The sequence below is a fragment of the Nocardioides sp. NPDC006273 genome (assembly GCF_040613495.1).
GTDB lineage: Bacteria > Actinomycetota > Actinomycetes > Propionibacteriales > Nocardioidaceae > Nocardioides.
Window position 1 is genome coordinate 27772 of sequence record NZ_JBEXSD010000019.1, and the last position, 16032, is coordinate 43803.

Genomic DNA, 16032 nt, shown 5'->3' on the forward strand with positions numbered 1-16032 from the left:
TCGCGGCGGTGCTGGTGCTCGTCAGCGGGTGCTCGTCCAACATGGAAGAGTCGACCCAGGAGGTGAACCCGACGTCGAACCATGAGGCGAAACCGACGCAGCACGAGCCAGGAGCAGCGACTTCCTTCACCAACGTGGAGCAAGACAAGCTCGCGAATGTCAACGTCAAGGCGTTGGCCGACACTGTTGCATGGGATGCGGTGACCGAGGCATCTCGTACCCCGGCTGAGCCGAGGTACGGAGAGCGCTTCGCAATTCTCGCCGCGCAGTACCTTACGGACAGCCGGAGCCACGAACTCACTGCTTCCCAAGTCGACCAACTCCTGGACGCACCGACGTCTCTCCATAGCTACCTGATTGCGGACCATGCGACGCAGGTAGATCTCGTTACGAGGCGCCACATCGACCCACATGTCAGCCCATGGATCAGGTCCGATGTCCCGGACAACGGCGCATCGGTCGTGCACACCCAGCTCAACGCGTACACCCGCGCCTCGGTCAACGGACAGCCGGCAGATGCATGGGTGCGGTTCCGGGTCGACGTGCAGCACGACGGGAGTCGGTGGTGACGGGCTTCAACAATGCGTTGGGGTCATTCGAGGTCGAACTGAGTGAGCGTCACAAGCAACTGTACTTCTATTCCGGCGAGGGTTGGCGGCGTATCCCTGCCTTGAAGTAGCACGTTCACCAGGGCGTGGTCATCCGAAGCATTCCCGGATGACCACGCCGCTGCACGCTTGAATACAGTGTCAAAGACGGCGACCAGCACGCAGATGCTCTACCGTTGCGCCGTGTCCGTGCCACCTGACCCTCCACCAGCGCCGGCCGAGAGGCGTCCCGCAGCGGAGGCTCTCACCATTGTCACCACAACTGTCGTAGTTGGGTGCCTGACCGTGTCGGCGCTGGCCACGGGCTGGGTCGTCCTCGCGGGTCTCGGCGGCGACTGGGCTCGGCTGATCGCGTTCCTCGGCCTGAGCGTCGCAGGGCTGGCATTGCTGGCGGTGGCCCCCCATGCACTGATGCTGCGTTGGGTCAAGCGTCATCGCCGATCTCCGATATCGCCATGGCCCACCCTCGCCGCTGTGGCCGCGACCGCTATTCCTTTTCCTGCGACGCTCTTGATCATCTCCAGAGAACCTTTGATGCTGTTCAACGTCCTCATTGCCACCCTTGGGGTGCTGCTGTTCGTAGAGATCATCCTGATACTCCACCTGTCAGAGCGACAAGAGTCAGGTCGAACTCAGCAGCGTCAACCATCACGATGACGAAGCCGGACGTTGACAGCTTTCGCCGCTATGGCTGCCCGGCGCCACAGTCACCGTCTACTGTCCGGTTACTGTCCGGTCGAGAGTCACTCCAGATCGCTGACAGCCGTCGATAGAAATCACGTTTCCTCAGGTGAACCGCATATTTCCATCGACAGCCACCAACAACCATCTCCGGGGGAATGGAACCCGGCTTACAGGCCAGCCCGTCCGCTCTCACCGGTCTGACCTGGTATCTCAGTTTGGAGGTGCTCTACTGTCCGGTTGCTGACCGGTCCAGAGAGGGACTGCTGCACGAACTGGTGACAGTTGGGGCTAGGCCGCCTGGGTGGCGGTTGGGGTCATGATGGTCTCGTACTCAATCGGGGTCGACCGGCCGAGGGATTGTTGACGGGGTCGGCGACCTTGCCCATCGATCCGACGAGATCGTGGCACCAGAGTGCGGCCACGAATTTCCGGGATCGGCCCCTCGTAGCTCATCCCCTCGCCGCTACCCAGGGTGTGGGCCGATCGGTACATCCGCTGGTGCATGCCGGGTCCGACAGCAGCGATGTTGGTTGCGTTGGTCATCAGGTCCGCCGCCCCGTCGGCCTGCGCCGCGACCACCTGCAGCCGCCAGCTGGCTCCGGCCGGCTTCGGCAGCGACCCGGTGATCGTGTCCACGCTCTCCCATCCACGGCTCGAGACGTCCAGACTTCCTCTGGCGCGGCGTGCACGATCGACTTCAGGGCGCGTACAGATCCGGTCGCTCCCCGGGCTCGATTGGCTCGCGGAGGCCGCTGGCCAAAGACCGGATGCCGGCCCGGGCGGCAACTGCGGCGACATAGCCGTCCCAGGCGTTCGGCCCCATCACAGTGCCGGTGGAGACCGCGTGCACCCAGTCGCTCAGTTCCGCTCGATAGGCATCCCTAAAGAAGTCCACGAAATCGCTGCGGATGATGTGCTCCTGACGCCCGGTAGTACGGGTGCTGACCGACGATCCTGGACTCAGAGTGGCCGTACCGCCCGTTCCCACGACTTCGCATGTGACGTCGTAACCGTAGGTCGCGTTGACGAAGACCTCGACCGTGGCCATTACCCCGCCTCGGGTCCACATCGTGGCGATCTGGGGATCTCTGAAACCCTCCACCAACGGCGACTCCACGCGGATCCCGGCCAGTTCGTCGTCGAGCAGCCACGGAATCGTGTCGATCTCGTGGACCATTGAGCCGCTGACCAGGGTTGCGTCATCCAGGCTGGTGCTCGAGGACGCATTGCGGTGGACCGCGTGGACCAGGCGGATGCTGCCGACCTGCCCGTCGCCTATGACTCGGCGCAGTTCCAGGAACCCCGGATCGTAGCGGCGCATGAACCCCACCTGGATCATGCACCGGCCTGATGCGACCTCAGCTCTCACCACCTCCAGCGCTGCCTCGGGCGTTACCGCCAGCGGCTTCTCGCAGAGCACCGGTTTACCGGCGGCCAGACAGGCGAGGATCAGGTCCGCGTGCGTTGCGTCAGGAGAGGCAATCACCACCGCGTCGACATCACTGGACGCCACCAGTGCCTCGGCAGAGGAAGCCAGAGCGGCACCGGCCGGTTGGGCGGCCAGCAGAGCCCGCTCATCGTTCAAGTCGTACACACGGGTCACGGTCGCGGCCGGCACACTGCTCGACAGGGTCCGGACGTGATCGGCCCCCATCGCACCGGCCCCGACCACGCCCACTCGCAGTGGTTCGCTCAGCCGGGCAACGCCGGCGCGTTCTGTCCCGCGTTCTGTTGTCGCATTCGCATCCATGGCAGCCTCGTTCATCTGGAAGTCGGGAAGCTGAAGTGAGCGGCCTGATGTTCCGCGTGGTCGACGTGCGGCCAGCGGGAAGTGATCACCTTGCCGCGGGTGTAGAAGGACACGCCCTCGGGTCCGTGGATGTGGTGCTCTCCGAAGAGCGAGTCCTTCCAGCCGCCGAAGGAGTAGTAGGCCATCGGGACCGGGACCGGCACGTTGATGCCGATCATCCCGACGTGGACCCCTCGTTGGAATCGGCGGGCGGCCTCGCCACTCGAGGTGAAGATCGTCGTTCCGTTGCCGTACGGGTTGGCGTTGATCAGGTCGATCGCGGCATCGACGTCGTCGGTACGGACCACCGAGAGGACCGGCCCGAAGATCTCTTCGCGGTAGACGTCCATCTCGGGCGTGACCCCATCGATCACCGTCGGTCCCACGAAGTAGCCCTGCTCGTAGCCGGGCACGGTGATGCCCCGCCCGTCCACGTGGATCCGGGCACCTTGGCGCTCACCGGAGTCGATCAGCCCGACGATCCGATCGCGAGCCTGGGCCGTCACGATGGGTCCCATCTGGCTCGCGGTGTCACGGCCGGAGCCGACCTTCATGGCGAGCGCCTTCGCACCGATTCGGTCGAGGAGTTCGGGAGCGACGCCGCCGAGAGTCACTGCCGCAGAGATCGCCATGCACCGCTCGCCCGCCGACCCGAACGCCGCGGCAACAAGATGGTCCGCGGCGTAGTCGAGGTCCGCGTCGGGCATCACGATCGCGTGGTTCTTGGCGCCGCCGAGCGCCTGCACGCGCTTCCCCGTCTCGGAGGCGCGGCCGTGGATGTACTTCGCGATCGGCGTCGAGCCGACGAAGGAGATCGCGGCGACGTCGGGGTGCTCGAGAAGCCCGTCGACGGCCTCCTTGTCGCCTTGCAGCACGTTGAACACGCCGTCGGGCAACCCCGCCTCTGCCCAGAGCTCGGCGAGGATGAGGGAGACCGAGGGGTCACGCTCGCTGGGCTTCAAGACGAAAGTGTTGCCACAGGCGATGGCGACGGGGAACATCCACATCGGCACCATCGCTGGGAAGTTGAACGGGGTGATCCCGGCGCACACCCCGAGTGGCTCTCGGAAGGAGTGCAGGTCGACACCGGTGGAAACCTGTGCGGAGAAGTCCCCCTTGAGCAGTTGCGGGATGCCGCAAGCGAACTCCACCACCTCGAGGCCGCGCTGCACCTCACCCCGGGCGTCAGAGAGCACCTTGCCGTGCTCGTCGGTGATCGCCTCGGCAATCCTCTCGATGTTCGCGTTGACAAGTTCACGGAACGTGAAGAGCACCTTGGTCCGTGCGCTCAGTGACGACTGCGACCAGTCGCTGAACGCCTCGCGGGCTGCTGTGACCGCCGCGTCGACGTCCTGGCGGCTGGCCAGCACGACCTCGGCCTGCTGCTCACCTGTGGCGGGGTTCCAAACCGCGCCCCGTCTTTCGCCAAACCCGGTCGTGGCCCTGCCGCCGATCCAGTGGTCGATCACCTTCATCGTTCGTCCCTCTTCTGGTTGTTTGGATCGCTCGCCCGGTTCAGGCGCGCCGATGCCAGGTAGCCGCGCTGGTCGGCCTTGGCCTTCTCGTAGGCGGCCCGTGCCGCCTGTGTGCTCTCCAGCTCGGAGGTCTCGGCCACGGGGACGTCCCACCACGACTCCGACGACGGGACCGGGGCAAGAGGATCGGTCTCGATCTCGACCACGGTGGTCCGTGCGGAGGCGCGGGACCGCGAGACGGCAGCGCGGAAATCCTGGATCGTCGTGGTCCGGATGACGTCGGCACCGAGGCTGGCGGCGTTGGCAGCAAGGTCGATCGGCAGGGTAGCGCCGTCGAGCTGGCCGGTGTCGGGGTTGCGCTGCCGGTAGCTGGTGCCGAATCGCTGGGATCCGACGGAGTCAGACAGGGCGCCGATGGAGGCGAACCCATGGTTCTGGATCAAGATGATGTTGAGCTTGATGGCCTCTGAGACGGCCGTCGCGATCTCCTGAGCCATCATCAGGTAGGAGCCGTCGCCTACGAGCACGAAGACCTCACGACTCGGGTCGGCCATCTTCGTGCCCAGGCCGCCGGCGATCTCGTAGCCCATACAGGAGTAGGCGTACTCGACGTTGTACGACTTCGGGTCGTTCGCCCGCCAGAGCAGCTGCAGATCTCCGGGCAGACTTCCTGCTGCCTGCACGATCACGTCGCTCGGGTCGAGCACGTCGTGCAGGACGCCCAGCACCTCTGTCTGCGCGGGACGCGGTGCGTGGCCGAGGTGGAAGGCCCTGTCGACCTCGCGGTTCCACGCGTCCCGGTGCCGTTGGTACGACGCAACGTACTCGTCGTCCACTCCCCATGTGGCCAGCGCCTCGGTCAGTGCGATCAGACCTTCGCGCGCGTCCGTCACCATCGAAACCGCCGAGTGCTTGGCCGAGTCGAAGGGCGCGACGTTGAGGTTCACAAAGGCCACATCGGGGCTCGCGAACTGCGTCCGCGAGGCGGTGGTGAAGTCGCTGTAGCGCGTGCCGACCCCGATGACGACGTCGGCGTCGCGGGCGAGCCGGTTTGCCACCGGGGTGCCGGTGGAGCCGACACCACCGACGGCCTGCGGGTGGTCCCAGGGCATGGCGCCCTTACCTGCGTGCGTGTCGGCGACCGGGATCCCGGTCGCCTCGGCCAGCTCTACCAGTGCGATCTCTGCCTCGGAGTAGACGGAGCCGCCGCCGGCGACGATCAGGGGACGCTTTGCTGCGCGGATCGTCGCGACGGCCCGCGTCAGGGCAGCAGGCTCGGGGACCGGGCGGCGTACGTGCCAGACCCGCCGCTCGAAGAGTTCCTCGGGCCAGTCGAAGGCCTCGGCCTGGACATCCTGGGGCAGGCACAGTGTGACGGCGCCGGTCTCGGCGGGGTCGGTGAGGACCCGCATGGCAGCGAGAAGAGCCGAGGGCAGCTGCTCGGGCCGGTAGATCCGGTCCCAGAAACGCGAAACCGGCTTCAGGGTGTCGTTGACGGAGACGTCATAGGAGCGTGGGTCCTCCAGCTCCTGCAGGACTGGGCTGGCGACCCGGGTGGCGAAGATGTCGCTGGGCAGCAACAGCACGGGTAGCCGATTCGTCGTGGCCAGCGCCGCGCCTGTGACCATGTTGGTCGAGCCCGGTCCGATCGAGGCCGTGCAGGCGAGGGTCTGCAGCCGGTTGCGAGTCTTCGCAAAGGCCGCAGACGCGTGCACCATCGCCTGCTCGTTACGGGCGAGGTAGTACGGAAGGTCGGTTTCGTCGTGGGCAGCCCCCTGCAGAAGGGCCTGGCCGATCCCCGCCACGTTGCCGTGGCCGAAGATGCCGAAGATGCCTGGGATGAGGCGCTGCTCCGCACCATCGCGTTCGGTCCACTGGTGGGCGAGGAAACGAACGATGGCCTGGCCTACCGTCAGCCGGATAGTCATGCGTCTTCTCCGACACGTCCGAAGGGCAACCTCGGGTCGATCTCTTGATCGACCCACGTGTCCCGCACCCAGCCGTGCGCCGGGTCGTCGCAAACACGCCAGGCGCGCTCTTCACCGGGCCCGGCCATCACGTTGAGGTAGTAGAGGTCGTACCCGGGTGCTGCCATCGAGGGGCCGTGCCAGCCGTGCGGGATCAGTACCGCGTCACCCGTGCCGACCTCGGCCAGTACGTCCACGTCGTTGGCCGCGCTCCCGTAGACCCGCTGGTACGCGATGCCCGGCCCGGCCGGCCCGGGCTCGACCTCGAAGTAGTAGATCTCCTCGAGCACGCTCTCGGTCTCGGTCTTCTCGTCGTGCTTGTGCGGCGGGTACGACGACCAGTTGCCCCCTGGCGTGAGCACCTCGCAGGCAATCAGCGCCTCGGCCTCGAACGCACCGGGAGTGCAGAAGTTGTTCACCTGTCGGCTCGACTGGCCGGCTCCGCGCAGCTCGACCGGGACACGATCGGCTGGCTGGTGCCGGAACGCCAGCCGGCGCTCGCAACAGGCCGACGGCAGGGCGAACCGGCCCCCGGCCTCGCTGACCACGGTGACGTCGGCGTCGCGGGGGACGTAGACGAAGTCGGTCGGACCGCTGAAGACGTCTCGCCGGCCGGCGATCGTGATGGTCTCCTCGCCGCAAGTCACCGTGCAGGAGCCAGCGAGTGGCAGCACGAGTGTCTCCGCGTCGCCGGTCGACCAAGTGCGTTGCTCGCCGGGTGCGAGTGTGAGCACGGCGAGACCGCTGAACGCCCAGCCCGCGGACTCTGGGGTGATCACGACGTCGAGTCCGTCTCGTGCGGCGCTTCCCGCCGCAAGGACGAGTCCCGTCCTGGTCTGTGTGCTCATCTCACATCATCCCGACAACGGTGTCGACGGCGGCTGCGACGTCACCGTCGGGCGGATAGAGCATGGAGCGGCCGACCACCATGCCGCGCACCTGCGGGTTTGCCAGGACCTTCTGCCAGGCGGCGAACTGGGTGTCCTGATCGACGGAGACCTCACCGCCCAACAGGAGGACCGGTAATGTCGTGGCAGCGAGAACCGCGTCCATGTCGTCGGTCACCGGCAGCTTCAGCCAGGTGTGTGCGCTGGTCCACCCGAGGCCGGCAGCCACGGTCGCCGACCGGATCACCGCCTCGACCGTCAGGTCGTTGCGCAGTTGCCCCTCGACCCAGTGCGCGATGAACGGCTCGACCATCGCCATCAGCCCCTGCCCGGCAAGCTCGCCGACCGCACGTGCACATGTTTCCAGCGTGCGCGCGGTGGCCTGATCGTCGGCGTCGATGCGCAGCAGCATCTTGCCGCCCTGTAGACCCATCCGGCTGATGGCCGCGGCGTCGTACCCGGTGAAGCGGTCATCGATCTCGAACGACGTTCCCGCGAGGCCGCCGCGGTTCATCGAGCCGATCACCACCTTCCCCTCGAGCGCGCCCATCAACAGCAGGTCCTCGACAATGTCCGGAGTGCCGAGCACGCCATCCACACCCGGCCGCGACAGCGCGATCGCCAGGCGTTCGAGCAGCAGGCGCCGGTTCGCCATCGCCAGCCCGTCCGCGCCGGCGCGCAGCGCCCCGCGAGCCGGATGATCGGCGGCGACCAGCATCAGGCGCCCGGTGACGCCGGTGAGACCCTGAGGCGTCGAGCGGATCGCTGCGAGTTCGGTGACACGCTGCGGCTCACGAGCCCTGACATCGACGAGGTCGCGGATTTCCACGGTCACAGTGCCTCGCTTAGAAATGGCTCGAGCTCGGCGCTGGTTGGCATGGCGTCAGCGCACGCGAGTCGTCCGGCCACAATCGATCCGGCGACGTTCGCAAACCGAAGCACCCGGTCGATGTCCCAGCCCGCGAGCAGCCCGTGGCACAGCGCCCCGCCGAACGCGTCGCCGGCACCGAGGCCGTTGACGACGTCAACCGGCACTGGGGGCACCACCACGGCCTCCCCGCGGCGGACGCCCAGGACTCCGGCCGGGCCCTGCTTGACCACGGCCAGTTCGACGCCGGCGTCGAGCAGCGCGGCTGCCGCCCGCTGCGGATCGCGTTCGTCGACAGCGGTCTCGCACTCGTCGAGGTTCCCGACCGCGACGTCGACGAGCTGCACGGCGGCGTGGATGTGCTCGTGTGCCTCGGCCCGCGACCGCCAGAACATCGGACGGTAGTCGAGGTCGAGGATTGTGGTGCCGTGCCCCGTGCGTGCCTTGAGCGCGGCCATCGTGGCGGAGCGTGACGGCTCCTCGCACAACCCGGTTCCGGTCACCCAGAACACATCAGCGGCCGCGATCGCGTCGAAGTCCAGCTCGTCGGCCCCGATCTGCAGATCGGGCGCGGTGGGCAGCCGGTAGAAGTAGAGCGGGAAGTCGTCGGGCGGGAAGATCTCGCAGAACGTCACCGGGGTCGGGAGGTGCTCAACTCCGGTGACGAAGCGGTCATCCACCCCGAACTCACGGAGGGCTCTGTGGATGAACCGTCCGAACGGGTCTTCGCCCGTTCTCGTGATCACCGCGGCGGAGCGGCCGAGCCGCGCTGCGGCGACGGCCACGTTGGTCGGGCTTCCGCCGAGGAACTTGGCGAAGCTGGTCACGTCCTCGAGCGGGGTGCCGATCTGTTGTGGGTACACGTCGACGCCGGCCCGCCCCATGGTCAGCACCTCGACGTGCACTGCGTTCGCGGCCCCGATCGTCATTGGGCGACCCCCAGCAGGAAGTCCAGGCTCTTGCGGACATCGCCGACCGGACCCTCATCGCTGTGCTCATCGCTGGGCGGTGCGTTGAGCATGACGTCCTGCTCCAGGACGTACCAGCCCTGGTAACCGGCCGCCTCGAGCGTGCGCACCATCGCCGCGATGTCCACGTCGCCTTCGCCGAGCGGAAGGAACATCCCTGCCTGAACTGCCTCGCCGAACGTGAGGGTGCCGTCCATGACACGCGCGGCAATCGCACCGTCGACGTCCTTGAGGTGGACGTGGACCACCCGCTCCGGATGCTGGGCGGTGAGAGCGACCGGATCGGCACCGCCGACGAGCAGGTGCCCGGTGTCGACGCAGAGTCCGACGCGGGATCCGGCGAGAATGCGCTCGGTCTCCTCACCGCTCTCGACCATGGTGCCGACGTGCGGATGCACACAGGCGATGACGCCACGTGCGGCGGCGCGGTCGGTGATCCGGTCGAGGTTGGCCAGCATCACCGACCATCCGTCGTCGTCGAGCACCGGGCGCGCGTCGTACCCGTCGACGCCGGTGAATGCAGCCAACACCACGACACCCGCCCCGGAGGCGAGGCAGCCGTCGATGAAGGCATCAACCTCGGGCATGGGGTCGTGGCGCGCGTCGTGAAGGAGGACCGGCAGGAAGCCGCCGACGGCCCTCATCCCGTACGCCGACAACTGCTCGGCCTTGGCGACCGCCTCCTCCTCGAGGAAGCCGACCGGCCCGAACTCCGTCGCGGCGATGCCAAGAGAGCTCATCTCCTTGAGAACGCGGTCGGCTTCGAGCTGATGGCCCCAGTTCGGGACCTCGCACACGCCCCAGGAGATCGGGGCGCCGGCAATCCGATCGAGTGCCGTGCGGCGGTGTGTCTGGACGTTGTCAGTCATGGCTTGCCTTTCGCTGTCGGGAGGCCCTGTCGGGCTGGGCCGTGGGTCGTTGTGGTCCGTCACGCGCTCTGCTCCTCTGCGGCTACCGCCGTACGCGCCTTGGCCGCGTTGGCGACGATCAGGCTGGTCAAGGAAGGCCACAGCTCGCGGGGGAGGTCGTGGCCCATCCCCTCCACGAGCCACAGCTCACTGCCCGAGATGGCGGCGTACAGCTCGACCGAGGCGTCGTAGTCGATGAGCCGGTCTGCGGTGCCATGGATGAGCAAGGTGGGTACGCAGATCGAGGACAGCCGCGAGAGGTCGGTCGAATGGGCAAACACGGCCCGGGTCTGACGCGCGACACCGTCCGGGTCGTAGCCGCGATTCCACATCCGGCCCCCGAGCTCACGCTTCCACGCCTCGTCGAAGGAGTACGTCCGTGAGGCGCAGAGCCTTTCCTGCACGATGTGGAGCTCGATTGCCTCGTCGCGAGTCGAGGCACGCCTTTCTACACTTGGACTGTGCGGGCCGCGCGCGCCGGTGTTGATGTGGGCGGCGGAAGCTGTGGTGTACAACAGCGTCAGGCTGGCGACATCGTCCGGAAATAGCGTCACGAGGTGCTGCGCAATCATTCCACCCATGGACTGCCCGACGACGTGAACCGGCGCCGACCCCAGGTGGTCGATCAGGTCGTGGGTGTCCTCGGCGAGCTCGGACAACCCGTAGCTCTGTCCCGGGTACCTCTGGGAGAGACCGACATCGCGGTTGTCGAACCGGACGACACGGTAACCGGCGTCGCGGAAGAAGTGCGTGAATTCCTCACGCCAGCCGAGCATGTGGGCGCTGAGCCCCTCGATGAGCAGCAGTGTCGGCCCATCGTCGGGACCGGTCACCTCATAGTGGAGTACGCCGCCATCGCGCTTCGTGAGCTCAGCCACGGGTCGACTCCCGCGTCAGATCCACACGAAGTGCTTCACCGGCGTGCGCGTTCCTCAGGACGGCCAGAACCTCGCTGCGCCACTCCCGCGCCGACGCCATCACCTGGGTCAGTGCCGGTGAGATGTGCACGTGCCCGGGATACATCGAGTGGGTGACCGGCACACCGGCGTCGGCCAGACGCGCTGCGTAGTGCGCTCCGTCGTCGCGAAGCATGTCGTACTCCGCGGTCATGATGTGCGCCGGCGGTAGCTCTGAGACGTCGGGTGCATGGAGGGGCGATGCGTAAGGGTGGGCCGCATCGAGGTCGGCGAGGTAGAGCCGACGAGAGATCTCGACGTCGCGCCTGGTGAGGGCGTAGCCGTCCAGCTCGGTGTGCGAAGGGAGATCGAGCGTGAGGTCAAGGGCCGGCACCTCGAGCAGCTGCAACGCTATCCGGGGTCCTCCCTCATCGCGCACCTTCAGTGCAAGAGCGGCCGCCAGGTTGCCCCCGGCCGACTGACCACCGATCGTGACGAGGTCCTGTCGTACGCCCAGCTCATCGGCATGTTCCACGATCCAGTGCAGGACCGTGTAACAGTCCTCCAGGGCGGTGGGAAACGGGTGTTCGGGGGCCTTGCGATAGTCAGCTGCGACGACCACACACCCAGCTCCGGCGCATCTCTCCCGCGAGGCGACGTCGACGACCGCCCACCTCGGGTTCCCGGCGATCCAGCCACCGCCGTGCAGAAACAGGTGAGCGGGGTGCGGACCTGGCTCGAGCGGCTGGTACACCAGGACCTCGATCGTTCCACCCGATACCTGCACGGTGTAGGCGCGGCAGTCGCGAATCTCGGGTCCGGGTTCAACGAGTGAGCCCACCATGCTGGCGGCAACGGCTTCGTTCATCGCGCGAAGACCGGCGATGTCATCCAGTTCCTCGGGCAGCGGTTGGAGCTGGGCGAGAATGGGCTCGAGGACGGGGTCGATCGGCATTGCTGGTCTCCTTCAGAGGCTCTTCTGGGGCACGGCACCGTCGACCACCGGGTCTAAGGGCGTCTCGACGGTCGTATCGGGGGATTCCCCGCTGATGTCTCGCCACCAGTGACAGGCGACGGTGGCCCCTGCGGAGGTCTCTTCGAGTGCTGGGCGCTCGAGGTGACACAGGGACGTCGCGTGTGGGCAGCGAGTGGCAAAGGGGCAGCCCGCGACCGGGATGGGGCCGGCGGTGTCACGAGTTCGTGCCCGTTGCGAGCGGCGTTCTGCCTGTCGCACGGGATCGGGAACGGGCGCAGCCTCGAGCAGAGTCTTCGTGTACGGGTGCTTCGGGCTCGCATAGACGGCTTCGGCTGGGCCCTGCTCCATGATCTGTCCGCGGTACAGGACCATGATCCGGTGCGAGAGGTGACGGACGACGTCCAGGTCATGCGCGACGAAGAGGTAGCTGAGTGCGAACTCGTCCTGCAGCTCCCGAAGCAGGTTGAGCACCTGCGCCTGGACGGAGAGATCCAGCGCGCTGACGGGCTCGTCGCAGATCACCAGCCGGGGCTGGACAATGAGCGCACGGGCGATGGCGATGCGCTGGCGCTGGCCGCCTGAGAAGCTGGACGGGTACCGGTCCGCCGCGCTAGCAGGCAGGCCAACCCTCTCGAGCATGGTGATGACCCGGTTGCGGACTTCGTCGCTCGGGAGCTTCTCTGCGCGCAGCGACTCACCCAGCGTCTGGAAGACCGTTCGGGTCGGGTTCAGGGAGCTGTAGGGATCTTGGAAAATTACTTGCAGCTCGCGACTGAGGCCTCTGCGGCGCCGGTAGTCCGATCGCGTGATGTCCTCCCCATCGAACCGGATCTGGCCGGCGGTCGGCGACACAAGACCAAGCACGGCCCGACCGATGGTGGTCTTGCCGGAGCCTGATTCGCCGACGATGCCCAGGGTCTCCCGCTCGGCCACCTCGAAACTCACGTGATCGACGGCTCGCAGGACGGGCGAGCCGCGGCCGCGGCGGAAGTGAACCGAGAGGTCGCGGACTTCGAGGAGGTTCGGCTCGTCGTTCACGTCAGACACCTTCGATCTGGTGGGCGGAGAGGCAGCGGGCCTCGTGGGAAGCACCGATCTGGACGAGGGGAATCTGACCGATGCCGCACTGACCGGTGGCATGCGCGCATCTCAACCGGAAATGGCAGCCCTGCGGCCACGAGCCCGGGCTGGGGACCGCACCTGGGATGGTGGGCAGCACCGCAGAGCTATGCTGGTTGTGCGGATTCGAGGCGAGCAGTGCCCGGGTGTAGGGGTGGTGTGGGTCACCGAACAGCTCTTTCACGCCGGCGTGTTCGGCGACCTGGCCGGCGTACATCACCACCACTCGGTCGCACATGTCCGCAACGACACCCAGGTCGTGGGTGACCAGCATGATCGCCATGCCCCGGTCGCGCTGCAGGGTACGCAGCAGGTCGAGGATCTCGACCTGGATGGTGACGTCGAGCGCCGTCGTGGGCTCATCTGCGATCAGCAGCTTCGGTTCGCCGGCCAGGGCACGCGCGACGACGACTCGCTGGGCCATTCCTCCCGACAGCTCGTGCGGGTATCGGCGGGCCACCAGATGGGGCTCTGGCAGCTGCACCTGTTCGAGCAGTTCGACGGCGCGTCTCTTGGCCTTGGCGCGGGTCACTCCGGTGTTGATCCGGACCGCTTCGGCGAGTTGCCAGCCGATCCGGAACGCGGGATCCAGGGCGACCATCGGTTCCTGAGAGACGTACCCGATCTCGGCGCCCCGGACCTCTTGGAGCTCAGACTCCGGCAGAGCAGCCAAGTCGCTGCCGTCGAAGAAGACCTGTCCGGAGTCGATCCGTCCGCCGCCACCGAGGAGGCCGATGATCGCGAGCGCCGTGGTGGTCTTCCCGCAGCCAGACTCTCCGACGACCCCGACGGTCTCGCCGCGGGCGATGCCGAAGGTCACCCCCTCCACCGCGCGGATGGGCCCCGCCGGGGTGACAAAGGACACCGTGAGGTCACGGACCGACAGGAGGCTGCCGTTCGGACCTGCCGGAACGGCGTCGGCCGTCGGCGTGAGCGCCCGGTGGTGCTTGTCGCGATCCGGGAGGGCGGACTTGGCAGACCAGCCCTCGGTGCTGACGTCACGGACGGCATCGCCCAGAAGGCCGAAGGCCAGCACGGTCATGGCGATGGCCAGCCCAGGCGGCCAGATCAGCCACGGCTGCTGGAACAGGGTCCCGACCCCGTCGGCAACCATGCCACCCCAGCTGGGCTCCGGTGGGGTGGTGATGAGGCCAAGGAAGGCCAGTCCGGTCTGCACCAGCAATGCAGTCGCCGCCAGCAGGGACGCCTGCACGATGATCGGACCCATGACCCGCGGCAGCACGTGGCGGCTGATGATGTAGGTCCGTGACATGCCGGAAACGCGGGCAGCGGCGACGTAGAGCTGTTCTCGAACCGGCAGGGTCGCGGCTCGTACGACGCGCACGAGGCCCGGGGCCGCCAGGACGCCCAACGTCACCATTCCGGCTGTCACGCTCTGCGGGAAGACCGAGAGCACCACGATGACCAAGATGATTGCGGGCAGCGATAACACCAGATCGGCCAGCCAGATGATCGCCCGGTCGACCTTGCCGCCGACGTAGCCGGCCACCAGTCCGATCGGGATCCCGAGCGTGAGAACAACGGCCATCGCCTCGACGACACCGACCAACGTGATCCGGGTGCCCACCAAGAGTCGCTCGAGAACGTCGCGCCCCAGGCTGTCGACGCCGAGAGGATGAGCGGCGCTCGGGCCCTGCAGGCCGGCCCCGAGATCACCGGCCCTCTCGCTCGCGACATCTGGCATCAGCATCGGGGCAGCGACGGCGATCACGATGACGACCGCCAGGTAACCCAGGCACACGACCGCCAGCGGCCGGCGCATCAAGCGGCGTACGAGACCGCGGTTGGCGGTGGGAGTTGTGGAGATCTCGGCTCCGGGCACGATCACGGTCATGCTGCACTCACTCTCGGGTTCAACAGCCCGTAGGCGAGGTCGACCGACAGGTTGACGATGATGACAATGACGGTGAAGACCACCGCGACCGCTTGCACCATCGTGATGTCGTGGGCCAGGGCTGAGCTCACCACGAGGGAACCAAGGCCCGGCACGGAGAAGACGTTCTCGATGAGCACTGCGCCACCCAGCAGGCCGATGGTCTGGACGCCCAGAACGGTGACGACCGGGATCGCGGCGTTCTTGAGGGCGTGGCGATAGGTCAGTGAAGTCCGGGAGATGCCGTTCGCGGCGGCCATCCTGATGTACTCGCTGCCGAGCACGTCGAGCATGGCTTCACGGGTCTGCTTCAGCACGGCGGCAACGGAGCCGAGGGAGAGCGCGATCACCGGCAGCACCAGCGACCGTGCCCAGTCCCGGGGCGAATCGGTGAACGGCACATAGCCAAGGGCGGGGAACCACTCGAGCTTGATCGCGAAGACGACCACGAGCACGGACCCGACCCAGAAGACCGGCAATGCCCAGCTCAGGAGAGCGAGCGCGTCGACCATCTTCCCGACCACTCCCCCGCGAACCGCACTGAACACGCCAAGGCTGACGCCCACCACGACACTCACCACCAGCGACCCAGCGATGAGTGACAGGGTCACCGGCACCCGGCTCATGATCGACTCCAGCACCGGGGTGCCGTTGATGATCGAGGTCCCGAAGTCACCGGAGACCGCGTGACTCAGCCAGCGCCAGTACTGCTCATAGACCGGGAGATCGAGCCCGAGCTGCTGACGCAATGCCTCGTACTGCTCCGGCGTGCCACGGGCGCCGAGGATCTGGCGCGCCGCATCCCCCGGCGTGAGTGACAGCAACAGGAAGTTGAAGCTCGACACGACCAGCAGCAACGGCGCTGCCGTCAACAAGCGGCGAGCCAGCGACGAGGTCAGCCAGCGGCCACCGTTGCCGCGTCTGCCCAAGGCGCGCCCGCGACCGGAGCGCCTGAGCGGCGCACCCATCGCGTCAACCGACACGCTGGCCATC

At 67.1% G+C, this 16032-nt stretch carries 16 protein-coding genes; 2 read left to right on the forward strand and 14 right to left on the reverse strand.

Annotated features, from left to right (window positions below):
* Nucleotides 1-8 precede the first annotated feature (8 nt).
* Nucleotides 9-569 carry a hypothetical protein gene (locus tag ABZZ22_RS10750; RefSeq protein WP_354930491.1) on the forward strand — a complete coding sequence of 187 codons (561 nt, stop codon included), beginning with the start codon at nucleotides 9-11 and terminating at the stop codon, nucleotides 567-569.
* Between the two features lie 23 nt (nucleotides 570-592).
* Here the strand turns inward: ABZZ22_RS10750 and ABZZ22_RS10755 are convergent, their stop codons facing one another.
* Nucleotides 593-769 carry a hypothetical protein gene (locus tag ABZZ22_RS10755; RefSeq protein ID WP_354930494.1) on the reverse strand — a complete coding sequence of 59 codons (177 nt, stop codon included), beginning with the start codon at nucleotides 767-769 and terminating at the stop codon, nucleotides 593-595.
* A gap of 124 nt (nucleotides 770-893) precedes the next feature.
* Between ABZZ22_RS10755 and ABZZ22_RS10760 the strand changes: the two genes are divergently transcribed.
* Nucleotides 894-1265 (forward strand): hypothetical protein, encoded by a 372-nt coding sequence (locus tag ABZZ22_RS10760; protein WP_354930497.1) that lies wholly within the window; start codon nucleotides 894-896, stop codon nucleotides 1263-1265.
* Nucleotides 1266-1580: 315 nt separating this feature from the next.
* On the opposite strand, the gene ABZZ22_RS10765 is transcribed toward ABZZ22_RS10760, so the two are convergent.
* From ABZZ22_RS10765 to ABZZ22_RS10825, 13 genes are all read right to left on the reverse strand, one after another.
* Nucleotides 1581-1928 (reverse strand): hypothetical protein, encoded by a 348-nt coding sequence (locus tag ABZZ22_RS10765; RefSeq protein ID WP_354930500.1) that lies wholly within the window; start codon nucleotides 1926-1928, stop codon nucleotides 1581-1583.
* 61 nt (nucleotides 1929-1989) lie between these two features.
* On the reverse strand, nucleotides 1990-3042 hold the full coding sequence (locus ABZZ22_RS10770) for a Gfo/Idh/MocA family oxidoreductase (RefSeq protein WP_354930503.1): 1053 nt from the start codon (nucleotides 3040-3042) through the stop codon (nucleotides 1990-1992).
* 11 nt (nucleotides 3043-3053) lie between these two features.
* A complete protein-coding gene (locus ABZZ22_RS10775; RefSeq protein ID WP_354930506.1) occupies nucleotides 3054-4556 on the reverse strand; it encodes a CoA-acylating methylmalonate-semialdehyde dehydrogenase in 1503 nt (500 codons plus the stop codon).
* On the reverse strand, nucleotides 4553-6484 hold the full coding sequence (gene iolD / locus ABZZ22_RS10780; protein ID WP_354930510.1) for a 3D-(3,5/4)-trihydroxycyclohexane-1,2-dione acylhydrolase (decyclizing): 1932 nt from the start codon (nucleotides 6482-6484) through the stop codon (nucleotides 4553-4555). Before iolD ends, ABZZ22_RS10775 begins: the two co-directional genes overlap by 4 nt.
* Nucleotides 6481-7371 (reverse strand): 5-deoxy-glucuronate isomerase, encoded by an 891-nt coding sequence (gene iolB, locus ABZZ22_RS10785; protein ID WP_354930513.1) that lies wholly within the window; start codon nucleotides 7369-7371, stop codon nucleotides 6481-6483. Before iolB ends, iolD begins: the two co-directional genes overlap by 4 nt.
* Nucleotide 7372: 1 nt before the next feature.
* A complete protein-coding gene (locus ABZZ22_RS10790; protein WP_354930516.1) occupies nucleotides 7373-8239 on the reverse strand; it encodes an aldolase in 867 nt (288 codons plus the stop codon).
* 2 nt (nucleotides 8240-8241) lie between these two features.
* Nucleotides 8242-9207 carry a 5-dehydro-2-deoxygluconokinase gene (gene iolC / locus ABZZ22_RS10795; protein ID WP_354930519.1) on the reverse strand — a complete coding sequence of 322 codons (966 nt, stop codon included), beginning with the start codon at nucleotides 9205-9207 and terminating at the stop codon, nucleotides 8242-8244.
* Entirely contained in the window at nucleotides 9204-10115 is a 912-nt protein-coding gene (locus tag ABZZ22_RS10800) for a TIM barrel protein (RefSeq protein ID WP_354930522.1), read from the reverse strand. Before ABZZ22_RS10800 ends, iolC begins: the two co-directional genes overlap by 4 nt.
* A gap of 59 nt (nucleotides 10116-10174) precedes the next feature.
* Nucleotides 10175-11032 carry an alpha/beta hydrolase gene (locus tag ABZZ22_RS10805; RefSeq protein ID WP_354930525.1) on the reverse strand — a complete coding sequence of 286 codons (858 nt, stop codon included), beginning with the start codon at nucleotides 11030-11032 and terminating at the stop codon, nucleotides 10175-10177.
* Nucleotides 11025-12005: an alpha/beta hydrolase gene (locus tag ABZZ22_RS10810; protein WP_354930528.1), complete on the reverse strand. Its 981-nt coding sequence runs from the start codon at nucleotides 12003-12005 to the stop codon at nucleotides 11025-11027. Before ABZZ22_RS10810 ends, ABZZ22_RS10805 begins: the two co-directional genes overlap by 8 nt.
* Before the next feature lie 12 nt (nucleotides 12006-12017).
* Nucleotides 12018-13064 (reverse strand): ABC transporter ATP-binding protein, encoded by a 1047-nt coding sequence (locus ABZZ22_RS10815; RefSeq protein WP_354930530.1) that lies wholly within the window; start codon nucleotides 13062-13064, stop codon nucleotides 12018-12020.
* A 1-nt stretch (nucleotide 13065) separates the two neighbouring features.
* Nucleotides 13066-15000, reverse strand: a complete 1935-nt coding sequence (locus ABZZ22_RS10820; RefSeq protein WP_354930533.1) for a dipeptide/oligopeptide/nickel ABC transporter permease/ATP-binding protein — start codon at nucleotides 14998-15000, stop codon at nucleotides 13066-13068.
* Nucleotides 14997-16031, reverse strand: a complete 1035-nt coding sequence (locus tag ABZZ22_RS10825) for an ABC transporter permease (RefSeq protein WP_354930536.1) — start codon at nucleotides 16029-16031, stop codon at nucleotides 14997-14999. The genes ABZZ22_RS10820 and ABZZ22_RS10825 overlap by 4 nt, the downstream gene beginning before the upstream one ends.
* Between the last annotated feature and the right edge of the window lies 1 nt (nucleotide 16032).

Bases quoted from the DNA above. Each gene is read 5' to 3' on its own strand.
- ABZZ22_RS10770 (WP_354930503.1), bottom strand. From the start codon at position 3,042: ATGGATGCGAATGCGACAACAGAACGCGGGACAGAACGCGCCGGCGTT.
- ABZZ22_RS10775 (WP_354930506.1), bottom strand. From the start codon at position 4,556: ATGAAGGTGATCGACCACTGGATCGGCGGCAGGGCCACGACCGGGTTT.
- iolD (WP_354930510.1), bottom strand. From the start codon at position 6,484: ATGACTATCCGGCTGACGGTAGGCCAGGCCATCGTTCGTTTCCTCGCC.
- iolB (WP_354930513.1), bottom strand. From the start codon at position 7,371: ATGAGCACACAGACCAGGACGGGACTCGTCCTTGCGGCGGGAAGCGCC.
- iolC (WP_354930519.1), bottom strand. From the start codon at position 9,207: ATGACGATCGGGGCCGCGAACGCAGTGCACGTCGAGGTGCTGACCATG.
- ABZZ22_RS10800 (WP_354930522.1), bottom strand. From the start codon at position 10,115: ATGACTGACAACGTCCAGACACACCGCCGCACGGCACTCGATCGGATT.
- ABZZ22_RS10810 (WP_354930528.1), bottom strand. From the start codon at position 12,005: ATGCCGATCGACCCCGTCCTCGAGCCCATTCTCGCCCAGCTCCAACCG.
- ABZZ22_RS10820 (WP_354930533.1), bottom strand. From the start codon at position 15,000: ATGACCGTGATCGTGCCCGGAGCCGAGATCTCCACAACTCCCACCGCC.
- ABZZ22_RS10825 (WP_354930536.1), bottom strand. From the start codon at position 16,031: ATGGCCAGCGTGTCGGTTGACGCGATGGGTGCGCCGCTCAGGCGCTCC.